The following is a 17,743-nucleotide window of genomic DNA, read 5'->3' as shown; positions in this document are numbered from 1 at the left end:
TAGATAAGCTGAGCTACTGTGATAACATATGTTCATTAAATGAAAACGAGGAGCTGAATTGTATGAAAGTTAAATGCTTATTGGAAACGCAGAATTTATCTAAAGAGTACGGTGGTAAAAAAGCCATAGATAATCTTAATATCACAGTGAATGAAGGGGATGTATACGGATTTTTGGGTCCAAACGGAGCAGGAAAAAGTACAACAATAAAAAGTATGTTAGGACTTATAAAGCCCACTTCAGGTAAAGTAATAATTAATGGATATAATGTAGAAGAGGATAGGGAAAAAGCCATAGAAAAAATAGGGGCTATGGTAGAGGCTCCAAGCTTTTATACAGGACTTTCAGGATATAAAAATCTACTGTTAACAGCTAATCTATGTGGCGTTCCATATAAAAGAATTGATGAAGTGTTAGAAATGGTGGGTATGATTGAGGCAAAACATAAGAAAGTATCTAAATATTCACTAGGAATGAAGCAAAGGTTAGGTATAGCTAGAGCATTTTTAAATAATCCTAATATAGTTATTTTAGATGAGCCCACAAATGGAGTAGATCCACAAGGAATAAAAGAAATAAGACAGCTTATACAGGAGTTATCTATAAAATATAAAGTGACATTTATAATTTCTTCTCATATATTAAGTGAAATTCAGGCAGTTTGCAATAGAATAGGAATCATTGAAAAAGGAAAGTTAAAGGTTCAGGGATATGTTGATGAGCTTTTAAATACTGATGAAGAAATAATAGAGATTCATACTAAAGAAAAGGAAAAATCAGTACGTATCTTAAAAGAAAATAAAATAAGCTTTAAGATAGATAATTTTGATAAAGGGTTGAAGCTTAGAGTAAAAAAGGGCAATTTTCAAAATATTAATAAACTTTTGGTGAATAGTGATATTGATATAGAGCAAATATCCTGCAGTGAGACATCATTAGAGGATTATTTCTTGAATGTAATGGAAGGGGATAGAAAGTATGTTTAAAGTATTAAAAAATGAAATTGTAAAAACTCTGGGCGGTAAAAAAGTATATATATTAACAGGTGCTATTATCGTATCCATAATTCTTATGGCTGTTATGGGTAAAACCAATATGGATTTTAAAATGACAGCACATAATTTTGTAATTGAGACCTTAGGCGGAATGATAATGAAACCGCTAATTCCAATATTTATGGTATTAGTAGTTTCAGAAGCTTTTACAGAAGATTATGCAAATGGAACAATGAAGTTTTCTTTGATGACTCCGATAAAAAGGAAAGAACTTGTTATTGGAAAATTTCTATTTATTGCTGTATATGCTGCAGCACTTATGATTATAAGTTTTATATTCAGCTATATTGTAGGAATATTTGCATTTGGAGACATCTCTGAATTTGTAAAAACCATGCCTTATAACATAGAATGTTACACTATTGTTATGCTGCCTATTTTAGCATTTTCAGCAGTATTAAGCTTTTTATCTTTATTTGTTAATAATAATGGTGCAATGATAGGTGCGGGAATTAGTATTTACTTCATTATGGTTATAGTAAATCAGGTATTAAAAAATGCAATTTACTTTACATTTTCAGGTGGAATGCTTGCCTATGATTTAGTTGGGAAGGCTGGAACTTATAATATAATGTTAATTCCTGCTGCGGCATGTTTATATATTGTTTTATTTTTAGTGTTAAGCATAGCTGCAATTAATAAAAAGGATATAGTGTTATAAAAAGCAAAAGTGTATAATATATGTATATCACCTTATAGGGGGGAAAAGGTAATGTCGAAGATTTTAAGATTATATGATCCTATGATGATATTAGCTGATTATAAAAATCCGGAGGTACATAAACATCTTGCTTCACATATTATTATTTCCTTAGGTGGGGAGATGGTGCTGAAGATTGAAAATAAAGAATTAAAATGCAGAGGAATTTGTATTGCCCCCAATATATTACATACAGGTGCAATGACAGAAGGCGGTTCAATTGTTTTTATATTTACTGAAATAAGTAGATATGCTGCTTCAATAAATAAAAAATATCTTAAGGGAAAGCCTTATGCCATTATAACTGATGATGTTGTTGATAAAATGCTTATGGAATATATGAAGCATCAAGTTGATCAAGAAACATTGGATGCAAGGTTACTCAGGCAGTGTGAAATTTATAATTTACATAAACATGAATATGATGAGAGAATAAAAGAAGTTCTGTTATACATTAACGGATTAGAGACAATTGAACATTCAATTATTGATGATTTATCTAATAGAATATATTTATCCAAAAGCCGATTATCTCACTTATTTAGAGAACAGACAGGAATGACATTACATAGTTATCTTGCATTCCAAAAGATCAATAAAACCTTTCATTACATTTATAATGGGAGAAACATTACTGAAGCTTGCATAAAGGCAGGGTTTGACAGCTCATCGCATTGTGCAGCAACCTGCAAAAGAATGTTTGGAATATCTTTAAGTGATGTATATAAAACACTAGAATAATAGCAGCTAAATGAAAGCAATTATACCTCCATTTCTTTTAAAATAAATATAGGAAATGGAGGTACTTTTATATGGTTAAATTTGAGGTAGGAAGCTATAAATTAAATGAAAATTCCAATTTCAACTTTCAGCTAAATCGTGTAATTATGTGGGATGGTGGAAGACTGGAAGATGTGAAGAAGGTATCGCAAGATATTCATTCTAGCAGTGATTGGAAAAAGAGTATGATAGCCATAGGAGATGAGGCACTTAGCGAAGGAAGAGAGAAAAATGCTATTGCTTATTATAGAATGAGTGAATTTTTCATGTATGATGGTGATCCAGATAAGAAAAAGTATTATGTTTTGGCAACAAAAATTTTTTATGAATATTATTCGGACTATTTTAAAAACGGAAAAGTAAAACAATATAAAGTTCCTTATGAAGATGTAGTACTTCCTGTAATGTTCACAAAAGCTGAAAAGGAGAAGAAAGGAACAATACTTCTTCATGGTGGAAATGATTCATATATGGAAGAATTCTTTTTTTCTATGCTTTATTTTGCAGAAATGGGATATGATACTTACCTGTTTGAAGGACCTGGACAGGGTGGTGTTATGCGTGTTCAAGGAAAACATTTTACATACAAGTGGGAAAAACCAGTAAAAGCAGTACTTGACTACCTTAAGTTAGATGGAGTTACTATAATTGGAGCATCCCTTGGAGGTATGCTTGCGCCGCGTGCAGCCGCTTTTGAGAGCAGAATTAAGAATGTTATTGCATGGTCAGTATTTACTAATTTTGCAGATGTACTGATTGGAAAACGCCCTAAAAAAGTACAGAAAGTAACTAATTTTTGTATGAAGCACAATTTAGATTTTGTATTGAATAATATTATAAAAATGAAAATGAAAAAGGGTAATGAACTTGTAAAATGGGGATTTCTCCATGGAATGTATGCTTACGAAGCAAAGACACCATTTGAATATCTCAAAAAAATGAATGAGTATCAGATTTATAATATAGCTGATAAGATTAAGCAGGATGTTTTAATTATTGGGGCAAAAAAAGATCATTTTATTGATTACCGTACAGTTGGATTAGAAATTAATGCTTTAACTAATGCAAAGTCCATTGCAGTTAGAATTTTTACGGAACAAGAGCATGGTGAAGCACATTGCAATTTAGGAAATTTAAAACTTTGTTTTGATACGATGATTGACTGGATTGAACTTATGAAAAGTAAGGAATAAAGTTTATTTTTTATAATTTAAAATAAAAAGTTTTTTAGTTTGATTATATAAATATTTTATAAGTAATGGAGGATTAGATTAATATGAAGGTTACATTAATAAACGGATATGATAAAAAGAATGATCTTTATGAGAAATGCATTGAAAATATAAATAGATGTTTAGATAAAAGAGGGGATACTTTTAACATAAATGATTTAAGTAAGTTAAATATAAAAAATTGCATGGGGTGTGATTCCTGTCAAAGTATAAAACCAGGTTTATGTGCTATTAATGATGGTGTTAATGAAATTTTAAAGGAGTATATAAACAGCGATATTGCTATTATAATTACACCTATTAGGTTTGGTACGTGCAATTCAATTACTAAAAAATTCATTGATAGAACCGAACCTCTTTTTTTACCATATCAGACTTCAAAAAAAGGAAGAACTGTTATGAAAAATAGATATGATAGATATCCTTATGTTATTGTCATTGGTATTGCGGATAATACTAATGAAAGTTCTATTAAAGCTTTCAGAAATACATTTATGAATTGCAACTTGTTTGTTCAAGGCAGTGAAATAAAAATTGAAATAATTGAGAACGAACTAGATTTAGATAAAATTAATTTTTTAGAGTAGAGGAGGAAGAGATATGAATAAGAATATATTGATTGTAATAGGAAGCCCTAGATGTGAGCGTAGTAGTTCTGATATTATTAGCAATAATTTAGAGAGTAAATTGAGAGACTCCAATATGAACTGCTCTAAAATTTATTTGGAAAAAATGATAAATAAAAAAACTGCAATTATTGAGAAAGTTGACAAATCAGATGTGATAATATTGATATCACCAATATATGAAAATTCGCTTCCAGGTACTGTGTTAGAATTTTTGGAAACAATTAATGAAGATAAAAATAAATTGACTAATAAAGATAGGAAAATGTTTGTTATAACTAATAGTGGTTTTCCTGAAGTTGAAGCAAGTAAAAGTGCAATTACTACATGCAGTTTATTTGCAAGGGATATGAATTTTAAATGGTTAGGTGGAATTGGGGTAACGCCAGGAACACTTATGGAAAACGGCGAATTAGGGAAAACATATAAAAAACTTGATGCATCATTAAATCTTATAGCAAAGGATATCCGTGATGATAAAGAAATCTCTAAAGAGGCTTTTGAATTAGTGTCAAAAACATTTATAAGTCCATTAATATATCGCTTTGGTGGAAGAATACTTCAAAATAAAACTATTAAAAATATAGGTAAAGATTGCTTCTTTGCAAAGCCATTTGAAATATAAAGTACTAGATAATAAAGTACATATAGAATATAATGAATTTATAATAATTAAATGGATGAGAGGCATAAGAGATAGATGTCGGCTAAAATGGATAATGAACATAAAAAAATAACAATGGAACTTGAAAAATATTATAATAAATTCTGTGAGGACAAAAGATTAACCACAAGGTATGGTCAGGTTGAATACATTACTTCTATGAAATATATTCATGAGTATTTACAAGATAGCAAGACTGCAAAAATTTTAGATGTAGGTGCAGGGACAGGAAGATACTCTGTTAAACTTGCAAATGAAGGATATGATGTTACTGCAATTGAACTTGTAAAACATAATTTAGGTACTTTAAAGGCCAAAGGAAGTTCAGTAAATGCATATCAGGGATCAGCCTTAGATTTATCAAGATTTTCAGAAAATACTTTTGATATGACCTTAGTGTTTGGACCGATGTATCATTTGTATACTTTTGAAGATAAAGTTCAAGCATTGAAGGAAGCAAAAAGAGTAACTAAAACCAATGGTACTATATTAGTTGCATATTGTATGAATGAATATAGCGTAATAACTTATGGTTTTAAGGAAAATAATATTTTAAGGTGTGTTAATGCTGGCAAACTTACTCATGATTTCCATACTGTATCACAGCCAGAGGATTTATATGATTATGTAAGACTTGAAGATATTAATAAGTTAAATGAAGAGGTAAAATTAGAAAGAATAAAAATAATTGCAGCAGATGGGCCAGCTGATTACATGAGACCTACTTTGAATGCTATGGATGAAGAAACCTTTAAGCTTTTCATGAAGTATCATTTTTCTACGTGTGAAAGACCAGAACTTCTTGGTGCAAGTGCACATACTGTTGATATTTTGATGAAGAAATAAATGCAAGTTCTAATAAAGCTTAAGTGAACCATATAAGGAGGTGATTTGCATGGTAGAACTATCAAAATATATTGTGAAACAAAGCTCCGTGCAAAGACTACATGAAAATAAAAGATAGATCTTGTTCGGAGCTTAGTTTGGAATAATATAAGCTAAAATATTTTTGTGTGGTCTTTGCTTTATATTTACAAATTAAATGTAGATAGGAGCATGATCATATGAATACAAATTTTCATACTATTGACATGGAGACATGGCCAAGGGTACAAACATATAAATATTTTACAGAAACAGTATCAACCGTTATTTATTCAATTAACGTAACAATAAATGTTACAAAACTTACGAATACATTAAAAAGTAAAGGTATAAAGTTCTTTCTTGCATATTTATACCTAATAACTAGAGCTATGGGAAGACATCGTGAGTTCCTTATGGCTATTCAAGATAATGTATTAGGCTACTTTGATTATAGAACTCCTTTTTATCCAGTATTCCACGATGATGATAAAACAATAACATTTCTTTGGACAGAATATAATGATGATTTTGAGGCTTTTTATAAAAATTATATTTCAGATATAAAACAATATGGAAAAAGTCACGGCAGTATGTTGCCCAAAGGAGCACCTCCTTCTAATAATTATATTGTATCTTGTATTCCGTGGGTCGCTTTTAATGGTATGTCGATGCAGCTTCAAAATGCAAAGAATTATTATGCACCGATTTTTGAATCAGGTAAATTTACTAAAACGGAGGGCACAATTACAATGCCTTTGTCTATTACAGTTAATCATGCTGCAATAGATGGTTATCATATAAAGATGTTTTTAGATGATTTACAATGGCTGATAGATCATACTGAAGAGTGGATTAAGGATGTAAAATAGTAAATTGGAACAGAGTACAGATGACTAAGTACAGAATCTGTTAAAAAATGTGTGATGAATGATCTTGGAATTTCTTTTATGCTTTATTACGCAATTAGAAATGAGTTGGTGGAAGGAATCCTAAAGGTGATAGGTATAGAGAAAAAGAAAATGAGGATATGATTGGGGATAGATATGATTCGCCTCTACCAGTGCCACTTAGACTAATTTAATTAGTTTTGTTTTTTTATATGCATAAGTTTAGGATTATTTAGAGTGAACCGTATCATAAATAAGTAATGTTTTTACTGAAATTGGATAATTAATTAGCGATAAATAGGAGCTAGATTAGTTTAAGTATCTAGAAAAATAATGCTTATTACATTATGAGTTAATTTATGCAAAGTAAACATAAAAAAAGAGAGATTACTCTTATTTATTTAAATATATCTCCCTAATTTAATTATAGCATGTATAAAATGAAAATATAAGTCTATATTTATTATTATATATATATTAAGATAATGTAACTATAGTAATAAGAAAAGAGGATACTAAATGAGCAATAAATTTAATCCGAAAAACAAAATTATAAGACTATGCATGTTGGGAATGGGGATGGAAGACCAAGGTAACTCTGAAGAAGCAAGTGAGCTATTTCTTCAAGCTTGGAATGAAGCAGTAAATGACTTTGAAAGATTTATTGCAGCTTATCATATAGCTAAACATGAAAAAGATGTTTTGGATAGATTAAAATGGATGGAAACATCTTTACAGTATGCCATAAAATCAAATGATGATAGTGTTAAGAGTGCTTTTCCAGCAATATATTTAAGTATCTCAAAATGCTATGAAGAATTAGGTGATTCTAATAAGGCAAAAACAAATTATGAATTATCAAATTCATATAATACTAAACCTTATGATAAAGGACCTTTTTACCATGGGACTAGAGCAGATTTACAGATTGGTGATTTGCTTGTAGCAGGTCGAAACTCAAATTATAATGATGAACTTAAGATGAATCATATTTATTTCACATCAAATCTTAATGGGGCAGGACTTGCTGCTGCATTAGCAAAAGGAACAGGTAGAGAACGCGTCTATATTGTAGAACCAACAGGACCATTTGAAAATGACCCCAATGTAACTGATAAGAAATTTCCAGGAAACTTGACATGTTCTTATCGTTCGAAAGATCCTTTAAGAATTGTAGGTGAAAAAGTAGACTGTATGAAACAGACAGATGAAGAACTTAGCCAATGGCGTGAAAAACTAGCTAATAATAAAGGGAAAATTATTAATTAAGGGTATATTTAATTATTCTTAAATGAAATACTTTAGGTTAAGTGATTGCAGGATTGAATCAATTTAAGAGATATATTAAATAAATAGTTTACTTATAAGAAACTTCTATGTGTAATTATATTGCATATAGAAGTTTTTATATTTTAGGGAGGATTAATGATGAAGAAGATTTATAAAGAAAGTCAATTACTAGAGATGAATAATATACCATCAGAAGTAATTTAATGAACTTGAGAAAAAATAGTGCTTAGATGACGAATATGACGTATTACTTGAAAAGCATAATAAAGATGTATCAATACATGCATGTAAGATTGAAGAAAATTATATTATTAGTGAATTTATAAAGGAAAAAGGATGGGAGAAGGTGTTCTTACAAGAGGATATAGGTGAATCAGAGATTAAATAATTAAATATTATAAAGTTGAAATAGTATCTTAAAAATCGAAAGGTATGATATTAAGTTTTTTTACAATGAAATTCAAAAAAATGCGTATGTAGATAAGCATTTTAAAACCTCGCTTAATACTGATACGGTGAACTGTATCATAAATGATGTAGTTTTCGGTAAAAATAGATTGAACCAAAGGTTTAAATAGGAGAAGTATCTGACTATAGGTGTAATTAATTCTATTATTAAATAGTTTATCTATATTAACTAACATATCTATATATGATACAATGTATTGATTGGTATTTAGAAAAAAGGAGGATTTAAATGCAAAATTATAAGATGATGATAGCCTATGATGGTAGAAAATATATGGGGTATAATAAATCCAAAGGTAACTTAGAAAAGAGTATTCAAGGTAAGTTAGAATTGATATTATCAAAACTCTATGAAAAAGAGGTAGAGGTTATTGGTGCGGTTAATACTGATGCAGGGGTACATGCTAAAGGACAAATTGTTAATTTTATAGCACCAGATAGTAGGTTAGACGGAAAAGGACTTTTTGATTATTTCGAAAAATATTTAACTGATGATATCATTATATTATCAGTAGAACCTGTTGATGAAAGATTTCACAGTAGATATTTAATGAAAAGTGTAACTTACGAATATCGTTTATGGAAGAAAGATGCTCCTAATCGTCCTTTGTTTGAAAGACAGTATGTTAATTTAATGAATCAAACAGTAGATGTAGCTAAAATTAAAGAAGCTGCAAAAGAGCTTGTAGGTGAAAATGATTTCTTGGCTTTTACTACTAATAAGAAAACAAGGAAATCAATTAAAAAAATACTCTCTCTTGATGTAAGGGAAACTAGTCATGAGATTATTATTACTATGACAGCAAATGGATTTTTATTAAATATGGAAAGAGTAATAGTAGGTACATTAATTGAGGTGGGACTTGGTCAATTACCTATGAATATAATTCAGAAAGCTTTTAAGTCTAGGGATATGAAAGATGTAGGTCATAAAGCTAGTGCAGATGCACTTTGTTTATTAAGTATTGAATACTAAATCGAAGTAACAATGCTTCGTAACATTAAAAAAATCCTATGAATCTTATCATAACTGGGGTTTGGGCTTTGCCCATTATCCTTCTGTATAAAATATAGGCTATTTTAATCTAATTAAAAATCACAAAATCCTAAGATGTTTCAATAACTCGCTGAAAAAAGTGCTCAGACAATTGAAATATCTAAGTATTTTGTGATTTTTTTACAAAGGTTTATTAGGATTTTTTTAAACTGTTCCTTCAGCATTGTTACTTCAATCCCACTGTAGTGCAAGGAAAAAATTCCTCCGTATCTACGGAATTTTAGACATGAATCTTTGGAATTAATTAAATTTTTATATTATACATGTTATCATTAAATTCTATTGATTTACTATGTTTACAGTGCATTTTTCGTAGAGAAACGGAGAAAAATTTTCCTTGCATTTCCAGTTTAGCGAAGTAACAGTATTGAAGAGATGATTTAAATAAAAGCTAATAAATCTTAGGTGATGATTGTTAAAAGGCTTAGAAGTTTCAATCTGTTTGAGCAAAGCGAGTTATTGGAACTTCTAAGCCTTTTAGCAATCATCATCTTAGATTTATAGTTTTCATTTAACATCTCAAAATATTGTTACTTCGCATTTTCATCTATTTCAGGATAATAATCCTTCATCTTTGGAACGGAATTAATGCCTTTAAGCAATTGGTCAATCATTTTTGGCAACTTTAGTGGGTTCATAGCTGGAAGTTCATCCTTTGTAATTGTTTCTACACCTAACATTTTCTTTAAGCAGGCAACTATGATACGGATATCATGATTTGCTTCAAAAAGTGGCATAATAGGCTTATCAAGCTGCAGCGTACGGTAAACTGCAATCATGGCAGTACGTACGGAAGTTTCAACTGTGAATACAACATCCCCCTCAAGTTCTACAAATTGACCTATAAATGCTAGGTTTGTACATCCTTTGGGTATAATTTGTGGACGATCATGCAGACCACGAGGCATAAACTGGCTTGTGATATATGGCATCATAGTTGTAATTATCTTAGCATGAGGTAGCATTTCCTCGTATTTGTCAATGTAATCAAGATGATATAATAGTTCCTGTAAAATTTCTTCGCCTGTACACTCTTTCATAGGCTTTTTGATGTAATCACCAACTTCATTACCTTTTAGACCATATCCCCAGAATACCTGAACATTTTCTGGTTGGTCTGGGAATACTGGTTGAGGCGGCATATTAATGGATTGGAACCATGCTGAATCAACCAATGTAATTGCACCAGCTGTACCTGTAACGTTAGTTGTCCTTTTTTCCACATATTCAAAAAATTTTGGATAATCTTTAATGGTAACAGTGTAACTTATAAAGTGAGACTTATCAGGTGCTGAAATGAATTTCTCAGGTTTACCGAATACAGGGCTTACTTTAGCAAGCTTTTCCCATACTGAGAAACAACCTCTATATTCTAAATCTCTGTCCATAACAGCAACTTTTTTATTGTCTCCATGAGAGCTGTTTTGAGTCATGCTGCCATTTGTAAAATAAACAAGGTCATTAGCTGAAACAGGAACATGAGTACATTTACAATTCTTAGTTATCCCTAGATACGTAACAGTTTTCTTTTCACCATTAATTTCTACATGAATTTCATCTACAGTTGTATCTGTAATGAAATTTACACCTTTATCCTCAAGCCATTTATGCAAAGGTTTAATAAGGCTATTATACTGATCATATTTTGTTCTAAGGATACCTTTTAGATTCTCAACACCATCTAAGTGCTGCATAAAGCGTACGGTATAACGTTTCATTTCTATGAGACTGTGATATGGTTGAAATGCAAGCATACTTGACCAATAATACCATAGGTTGCTTTTAAAGAAATCTTTGGTATACCATTGTTCAATAGTAACATCCTCAATTTCATTTTCTGGAGTAGACATCATTTTCATCATATTATCTATATCGGCTTTTGTAATTCCAAGGGAGGATATATCTCTCCCGTTAAACTGGTTTTCAAATAAGCGCTTCTTTGCATAGATTGGTAAATTTTTATTACACTCACGGGTTTCATCGAGAACAGTGCGTCCATCTTCTTCGAGTGAGGGTACCATACCAAAGAGATACCATAAACATTCCATGTAAGGTTCAAGTTCACGCTCACCACGACTCACATATCCATCTATAGCGTTTCCAGAGCCATCCATAGATCCACCTACTACAGGAAGTTGCTCGTAAATTGTGATATTTCTGCCTGGCATATAGCCGTCTTCAGCTAGAAAAGCAGCTGCGGAAAGTCCTGCAATACCGCCACCTACAATAAATGCATGTCTATTTTCGATTCCTTCAGGTTTTCTTGCATGAATTCTGTCATAATTTTTCATAATAATCTTCCTTTCTATAATTATATGATTTATCAAAATTGTACACGTGTTTACTTTTACTTGTACTTATATTATAATAACCTTGAATATATGAAACAATCATCAGATTTTTTCTATATGTATAAAATCCAACAAAGGGAACATAGCTTATTGGATTTTAAACAAATTTTTTTAAAGGAGCGTACTCATGGGAAAAAAAGCAGAATATAAAAGTTCCATACGTTCAAAACGATTGATACGAGAAGCATTTATTAGTTTAATGCAGGAAAAGGATCTAGACAAAATTACAGTTACAGACATTGTTACACGTGCGGACATCAACCGAGGTACTTTTTATGCCCACTATCAAGACATAAGGGCAGTTATTGAACAAATAGAAAATGAGATACTTAAGAAAATGCTGGAATTTTTAGGTGAATTTAAATACAAAAGTTTTTTTGAAAATCCATTACCTCTTCTTTTGAAAACTTCAAGGTGGGTGGAGGAGGATCTGGAATTTTATCGCACACTTATTAATTCTCATGGTGCTGAACAATTCCTTGAAAAACTTAAACATATCTTTGTCAATTATTTAGAGAATGATAGTGATGCACCTGATCATGTAAAGAGGTCATCTGAATTTTTTATTCGAATTAATTTCTTTGTTGGAGGTATTATTAATCTTTATCAAGTATGGTTCAGAGGTGAGATGGATTGCTCACTTAATGAAATTTCCCTAGAAATTAGTAAACTTATTATTAGCAATTCTCCGTTATTTTGCGAATAATGGGGATGCAGCACTAAAAAGCAGAGTATAAAGTACAGATAGCAGAGTACAATGAAGGCTGATTTATAAATGATACTATTTTGATATAAGGATTTAGATATAATGGAATACACAAGTTTATGCCTAAAATTCCGTAGATACGGAGGAATTTTATCCTTGCACTACTGTTTGAGAGAAGTAACAATGCTGAAGGAACGATTTAAAAAAATCCTAATAAATCTTTGTTACAAAATCACAAAATACTTAGTTATTTCAATTGTCTTGTACTATAAGTGTAGACACTTAATCTCATTTGATTAAGTACCTACACTTATTTTAATATAATAAGAAATGGGCTGATGATTCAATTGTTGGAATTTTGCTTCCGTGGCTCAAACTATCACCCATTCCTTGTTACGTATATTCGATTAAGCAGGTTGGAACTATAATTAGCTTCCGTGTAACGAACAAAAATGAGTAGTAATAAGTGGATGGACAAAATTTTTAGCAAAGGAGTCGATATTATGATTAGTGTTGGCATAGACGTTTCAAAAAACAAAAGTACAGTTTGTATTCGCAAATTATATGGTGAAATTTTAGAGAAACCTTTTGAAGTTAAACATACTTTAGAAGAACTAAAAAAGCTGGCTGATAAGATTATAAGTTTTGACGAAGAAAGTAAAGTAATTTTGGAAGCAACAGGACATTATCATATTCCAGTAGTATCTTATCTACAGGAAAGAGGAATTTGGGTTTCTGTTGTTAATCCCATGCTTATGAAAAAGTATGCAAGTATATCTATTAGAAAAGGTAAAACAGATAAATTAGACTCAAAAACAATCTCGAAATTTGGCTTAGACAATTGGCATGAACTAAGTAATTATAAAATAGAAGAAGATATATATTATGAACTTAAAGCTCTTTCAAGAGAATATTTTCAGTTTATGTCCTTAAGAATAAAACTTAAAGTAATTCTTTCAAACCTTTTAGATGAAACAATGCCAGGAATTGCAGGACTTCTAGCTTCAAATTCACCTAACTTTGCAAAAGATAAGTTATCAGATTTTGTTCAAAAATACTGGCATTATGACAATATTATTAAATTAAGCCAAAATAAATTTACTGAAAACTATAAGAAGTGGACAAAAAAAGAAGGATACCAATTTAGCGAGAATAAAGCTCATGAAATATATATTCTCGCTAAAAATAGTATCACAACTATGCCTTCTAAGATGTCAAGTACAAAAATGATCATCTTAGAAACTATAAAGGGCATCCATTCGACTGGAATAACCTTAAATAAAATATTATCACGAATGAAGGAACTTGCCAAGCTATTACCAGAATATGATGTTGTTTTGAATATGAACGGTGTAGGAGAAAGACTGGCACCAAGAATTATTGCGGAAATAGGTGATGTAAGAAAGTATTACAGTGCAAAGGCTCTTGTGGCTTATTCAGGAATAGATGCACCACCTTATCAATCGGGAAACTTTAATGGAAACAACCGAAAAATATCAAAACGAGGATCTCGATATCTTAGAAAAACAGGTTATGAGATAATGAAAAGCATAAAATGTAGAGTCCCCACTAAAGATACAGCAGTGTATGACTATATAATAAAAAAAGAATCAGAGGGTAAGGCAAAGAAGCAGGCTAAAATAGCAGGATTAAATAAATTTTTGAGAATATATTATGCTAGAGTTTCAGAAATTTTGAAAAACTAAAAAAATAAAAATAGAGCATTTTAAAAAAATCTTCTGTAAGAAGGTTCTTTTAAAGTTGCCCTATTTTACTGAAAAATTTCTTTGAAATTTTTTAATAAAAACACTTGACTTTACTTAGCAGGTTTGGGCATTTTTTCAGCGAGTTATTGAAATATCTTAGGATTTTGTGATTTTGTAACATTAGATTTATAGGATTTTTTTAATGTTACAAAGCATTGTTACTTCTCACTTTTTATAAATTTAGTTTCTTTAATGTATCATTCATTTCTTTTGTGCAGCTATTAAGCTTATCAGCAGTGTTTCTCATTTTTTCAAAAATATCTAATTGAGTTTGAGTTGTTGATGCTAGTTCTTCAGTAGATGCAGCTGTTTGTTCTGTTACAGCGGAAATACTTCCTATTTCAGATATTACAGAATCCTTATCATTATTAATTTGTATTACAGCGTTATTAACATTATTGATTTTAGTTACGATTGAATCAATGCTTTTGGATATTTTATCTAAGGAGATATTAGTTGCACTTACAGCTTCCTTTTGCTGTATAGAAATAGCTTTCATTAAATTCATATCCTCAGTTGTATTTTTTGTACTTTGCTTAATATTGTTCAATAAACTATTAATTTCTTCTACAGATTGCCTGCTTTGTTCTGCCAATTTTCTAACTTCATCAGCGACTACTGAAAAACCTTTTCCTTGCTCACCTGCACGAGCAGCTTCTATGCTTGCATTAAGTGCAAGAAGATTTGTTTGCTCAGCGATATTTGTTATAGATTCAGCAAATAAGCCTATTTTATTTAATGCATTTATTAGGTCTTCAATTGAAGCAAATATTCTTTGAGATGAAACATCGTATTCAGAAGATTTCATATTAAGAATATTTGTTGTTTCAAAACATTCTTTATTTAATTTATCAATAATTTCACTCTCATTGATAGCATAACTACAGCTATTAAATACAACATCAATCTGTTTGGATAAGTTTTCAACTAAAGCAGCTCCCGTCTGAGCTTCGGATGCTTGCTCTGTTGCTCCATTAGCAATTTCTTCTATTGTTTCAGATAGAGCTTCAACTATTTTTGTAGCCTCATTTGCAGAAGAATTAATATCATCAGAATATTGTATAATTGGTTTACTTAAACCATAGGTACCCTCTATAATTCCATGGAATTCGTCTAATAAAGATTGTATTGGCTCTGCAAACGTTCCTAGACTTTTAGCTTCATCATCACTTAGAGTAAAAGAAAAGTTTCCTTTTTGGAGACCTTGGAATCTATTAGATAATTTATTACTTATATTTTTAATAATTTTTGATACAGCAACAAAAACTATTAAACTTAATATTATATTCATAGCTAAGCATACTGGTATCATTATAAGATTTGAATTATATGCTTTTATAATCTTTTCAAATTCTTGGAATGTAACTCCTTCAAAGATGGATAATGCCACCAATATGAGTATGCCTATAAATAAAGTATTTTTTAAAATAGAATTTACCTCTTTAATATTAAATATTTTTTTTAGTTTTTCCATTTTTAACACTCCTTAATTATAAATTTATCTAATCATAGAATAAAATTATACATTTTTATAAAGTTAAACAAGTGTTCAATTTTTATATATATTATAATAGACCCATATATGCAAAGCAATCATCACATTTGTGATGATTGTCCAAAATCAAACAAAGCGGATACATTTTATCGTATTTTGAATAAACTTTTTTAAGGAGTGATACTCATAAGTAAACTTTTCTATGTTTTATCAATCAGCTTATTAGGATTATTAAGTATAACTGTAACTATTAAAAAAAGCTGTCGCACTAAATATATTAAGTCATAATTATAAAAATCATGATTTAATAATTTCTGGTGTGACAGCCCAACTTTATATAATTTTATTAAAGTGAAGTGCTAACACCATTTACATTAGCTTGTTCATTATCATCAATAGGAATAACAATACATTTCTTTCCGTCAATTATTTGAGACTTTATCTGATCTACTTTCTCAGGTTTTACATGAACTACAACATCATAGTTTGGAGCAGTAGATTCCTCAGTTGTAGTACTATCTTCCATGGATTCTGTTTCAGAGTCAGAAGTTTGATCTAAAGCAGAATCAGAATTTATTTCTACTGTAGAATCATTTTCTACTTCTAGAGCTGATTCTTTTTCTGGTTCTAGTACATCATTTTGCTTGCTTTTCTGGAGTTCTTCTTCCAGTGCTGCTACTTTCTTTTGAAGTCTTATTTCTTTATTACGCTGTTTGTTTGCAGCAATGACTTTTTTATCAATTAGATGTTCAGCATTTGGAGGGGTATCACCAAATTCTTCTGTGTATGATTTTTGTATTTTCGTAGTTACTTCTTCCGGAATTCCACTTTCAGCTAGGATGTCTTGAATATTATCATTAGTTAAATTTAAAGGCTCATTATCATCATCACTCATAGCACTGTGTTCATCTACCGCGTTGCTTATAGTTTCTTGAATTTCTCCAAATAAATGCTCAGCTTTTTCTTCATCATTTCCAACAGCTTCATGAACAATGGCATGGAATGTTTCTTTTTGTTCTGTCGCAGTCTTTTTTGAACTGCAGCCTAAAACCTCTTCCATAAATTCTGGATGTGGGTCTTTTGCATTTTTTGTATAGTATATGACAGAATCAATATCCGCACTTCGGTCTATAAAGGCTGGAAAAGTAAATCCAAGATCAGGTGAACCAACTATCCAATCCCTAATACGTGCTCCGATTCTATTTTCATCTTCAATGTATCCAAGAGCTGGCTTTGCAAGTGTTACTGGACACACTGCACATAAAATGTATTCATATACTTCTTCAGATTCATCTAATTTTGCGTTATCAGTAGTTTTTGTCATGACGTCATAGGCATCGTGAAAAACAAGGATTAAAAAATTACCTGCATATTCATAGTTATCTATAATTAATTTATAGAAACTGTCCAGCATTGATTCATCTTTTAATTGACTCATTTTTAATGACATTAATGAATATTGTCTGCCGCCTTCCTTTTCTTCATCAAGGGGAAAGTTAAGTTCTAGAAGGTTATTTCCTACTGTTCCTGATAATGTTTTTTTTGCAATCTCTAAATATTTAAAGAACTCTTCTTCTTCTAGATTTAAAAAAGTTTCATTAAGTTTTAATATAATATTTTTTTCTGAATTTACATAGCAACCGCACATTTTTGTAAATGTACACTCGTTTTTCTTTAGACGTTTTTTTAATTCTAATATATCTTTCTTTCTCATATATGACCCTCTCATTTCATGAGTTTTTATTAATATACAATGTAAAAAATATGTTATCTAAATTATAGTATAGTGTTCAATTAGT

General features: G+C 30.3%; 14 protein-coding genes and 1 pseudogene. 12 read left to right on the top strand and 3 right to left on the bottom strand.

Features of this window, described 5'->3' with window-relative positions; all coding sequences use genetic code 11:
- The first annotated feature begins 62 nt into the window (after positions 1 to 62).
- The 10 genes and pseudogenes from BEE63_RS06000 (at position 63) to truA (ending at position 9,545) form a co-directional block, all read left to right on the top strand.
- Positions 63 to 986: an ABC transporter ATP-binding protein gene (locus BEE63_RS06000; protein ID WP_066020516.1), complete on the top strand. Its 924-nt coding sequence runs from the start codon at positions 63 to 65 to the stop codon at positions 984 to 986.
- Entirely contained in the window at positions 979 to 1,716 is a 738-nt protein-coding gene (locus BEE63_RS05995; protein WP_066020515.1) for an ABC transporter permease, read from the top strand. The genes BEE63_RS06000 and BEE63_RS05995 overlap by 8 nt, the downstream gene beginning before the upstream one ends.
- 51 nt (positions 1,717 to 1,767) lie before the next feature.
- Positions 1,768 to 2,496 (top strand): helix-turn-helix domain-containing protein, encoded by a 729-nt coding sequence (locus tag BEE63_RS05990; RefSeq protein WP_066020514.1) that lies wholly within the window; start codon positions 1,768 to 1,770, stop codon positions 2,494 to 2,496.
- 71 nt (positions 2,497 to 2,567) lie between these two features.
- Entirely contained in the window at positions 2,568 to 3,728 is a 1,161-nt protein-coding gene (locus tag BEE63_RS05985; protein WP_066020513.1) for an alpha/beta hydrolase family protein, read from the top strand.
- 83 nt (positions 3,729 to 3,811) lie between these two features.
- On the top strand, positions 3,812 to 4,354 hold the full coding sequence (locus BEE63_RS05980; protein WP_066020512.1) for a flavodoxin family protein: 543 nt from the start codon (positions 3,812 to 3,814) through the stop codon (positions 4,352 to 4,354).
- Between the two features lie 13 nt (positions 4,355 to 4,367).
- The gene (locus tag BEE63_RS05975; RefSeq protein ID WP_066020511.1) at positions 4,368 to 5,018 is read left to right on the top strand and encodes an NAD(P)H-dependent oxidoreductase; all 651 of its coding nucleotides are present in this window, start codon (positions 4,368 to 4,370) and stop codon (positions 5,016 to 5,018) included.
- Positions 5,019 to 5,126: 108 nt separating this feature from the next.
- Positions 5,127 to 5,903 (top strand): class I SAM-dependent methyltransferase, encoded by a 777-nt coding sequence (locus BEE63_RS05970; RefSeq protein ID WP_066023178.1) that lies wholly within the window; start codon positions 5,127 to 5,129, stop codon positions 5,901 to 5,903.
- Positions 5,904 to 6,121: 218 nt separating this feature from the next.
- Positions 6,122 to 6,793 carry a CatA-like O-acetyltransferase gene (locus tag BEE63_RS05965; RefSeq protein ID WP_066020510.1) on the top strand — a complete coding sequence of 224 codons (672 nt, stop codon included), beginning with the start codon at positions 6,122 to 6,124 and terminating at the stop codon, positions 6,791 to 6,793.
- A 915-nt stretch (positions 6,794 to 7,708) separates the two neighbouring features.
- Positions 7,709 to 8,080 (top strand): annotated as a pseudogene (gene arr, locus BEE63_RS22540) (NAD(+)--rifampin ADP-ribosyltransferase); the annotation flags it as partial.
- Positions 8,081 to 8,798: 718 nt separating this feature from the next.
- Positions 8,799 to 9,545, top strand: a complete 747-nt coding sequence (gene truA / locus BEE63_RS05955) for a tRNA pseudouridine(38-40) synthase TruA (protein WP_066020508.1) — start codon at positions 8,799 to 8,801, stop codon at positions 9,543 to 9,545.
- A gap of 611 nt (positions 9,546 to 10,156) precedes the next feature.
- On the opposite strand, the gene BEE63_RS05950 is transcribed toward truA, so the two are convergent.
- Positions 10,157 to 11,917, bottom strand: coding sequence for an oleate hydratase (locus BEE63_RS05950; RefSeq protein WP_066020507.1), 1,761 nt, complete (start codon positions 11,915 to 11,917; stop codon positions 10,157 to 10,159).
- A gap of 187 nt (positions 11,918 to 12,104) precedes the next feature.
- Between BEE63_RS05950 and BEE63_RS05945 the strand changes: the two genes are divergently transcribed.
- Both BEE63_RS05945 and BEE63_RS05940 read left to right on the top strand, forming a co-directional pair.
- Positions 12,105 to 12,683, top strand: coding sequence for a TetR/AcrR family transcriptional regulator (locus tag BEE63_RS05945; protein WP_066020506.1), 579 nt, complete (start codon positions 12,105 to 12,107; stop codon positions 12,681 to 12,683).
- Positions 12,684 to 13,186: 503 nt separating this feature from the next.
- Positions 13,187 to 14,389 (top strand): IS110 family transposase, encoded by a 1,203-nt coding sequence (locus BEE63_RS05940; protein ID WP_066020505.1) that lies wholly within the window; start codon positions 13,187 to 13,189, stop codon positions 14,387 to 14,389.
- Positions 14,390 to 14,621: 232 nt separating this feature from the next.
- Here BEE63_RS05940 and BEE63_RS05935 read toward each other — a convergent pair whose 3' ends face one another.
- Both BEE63_RS05935 and BEE63_RS05930 read right to left on the bottom strand, forming a co-directional pair.
- Complete coding sequence (locus BEE63_RS05935) at positions 14,622 to 15,923, bottom strand: methyl-accepting chemotaxis protein (protein WP_066020504.1); 1,302 nt, start codon at positions 15,921 to 15,923, stop codon at positions 14,622 to 14,624.
- A 367-nt stretch (positions 15,924 to 16,290) separates the two neighbouring features.
- Positions 16,291 to 17,658 carry a DUF4317 domain-containing protein gene (locus BEE63_RS05930; protein ID WP_066020503.1) on the bottom strand — a complete coding sequence of 456 codons (1,368 nt, stop codon included), beginning with the start codon at positions 17,656 to 17,658 and terminating at the stop codon, positions 16,291 to 16,293.
- Between the last annotated feature and the right edge of the window lie 85 nt (positions 17,659 to 17,743).

This window comes from Clostridium pasteurianum (assembly GCF_001705235.1).
GTDB lineage: Bacteria > Bacillota > Clostridia > Clostridiales > Clostridiaceae > Clostridium_S > Clostridium_S pasteurianum_A.
Note: the sequence above shows the minus strand (reverse complement) of the source record. Positions and strands in the feature narration are given on the sequence as shown.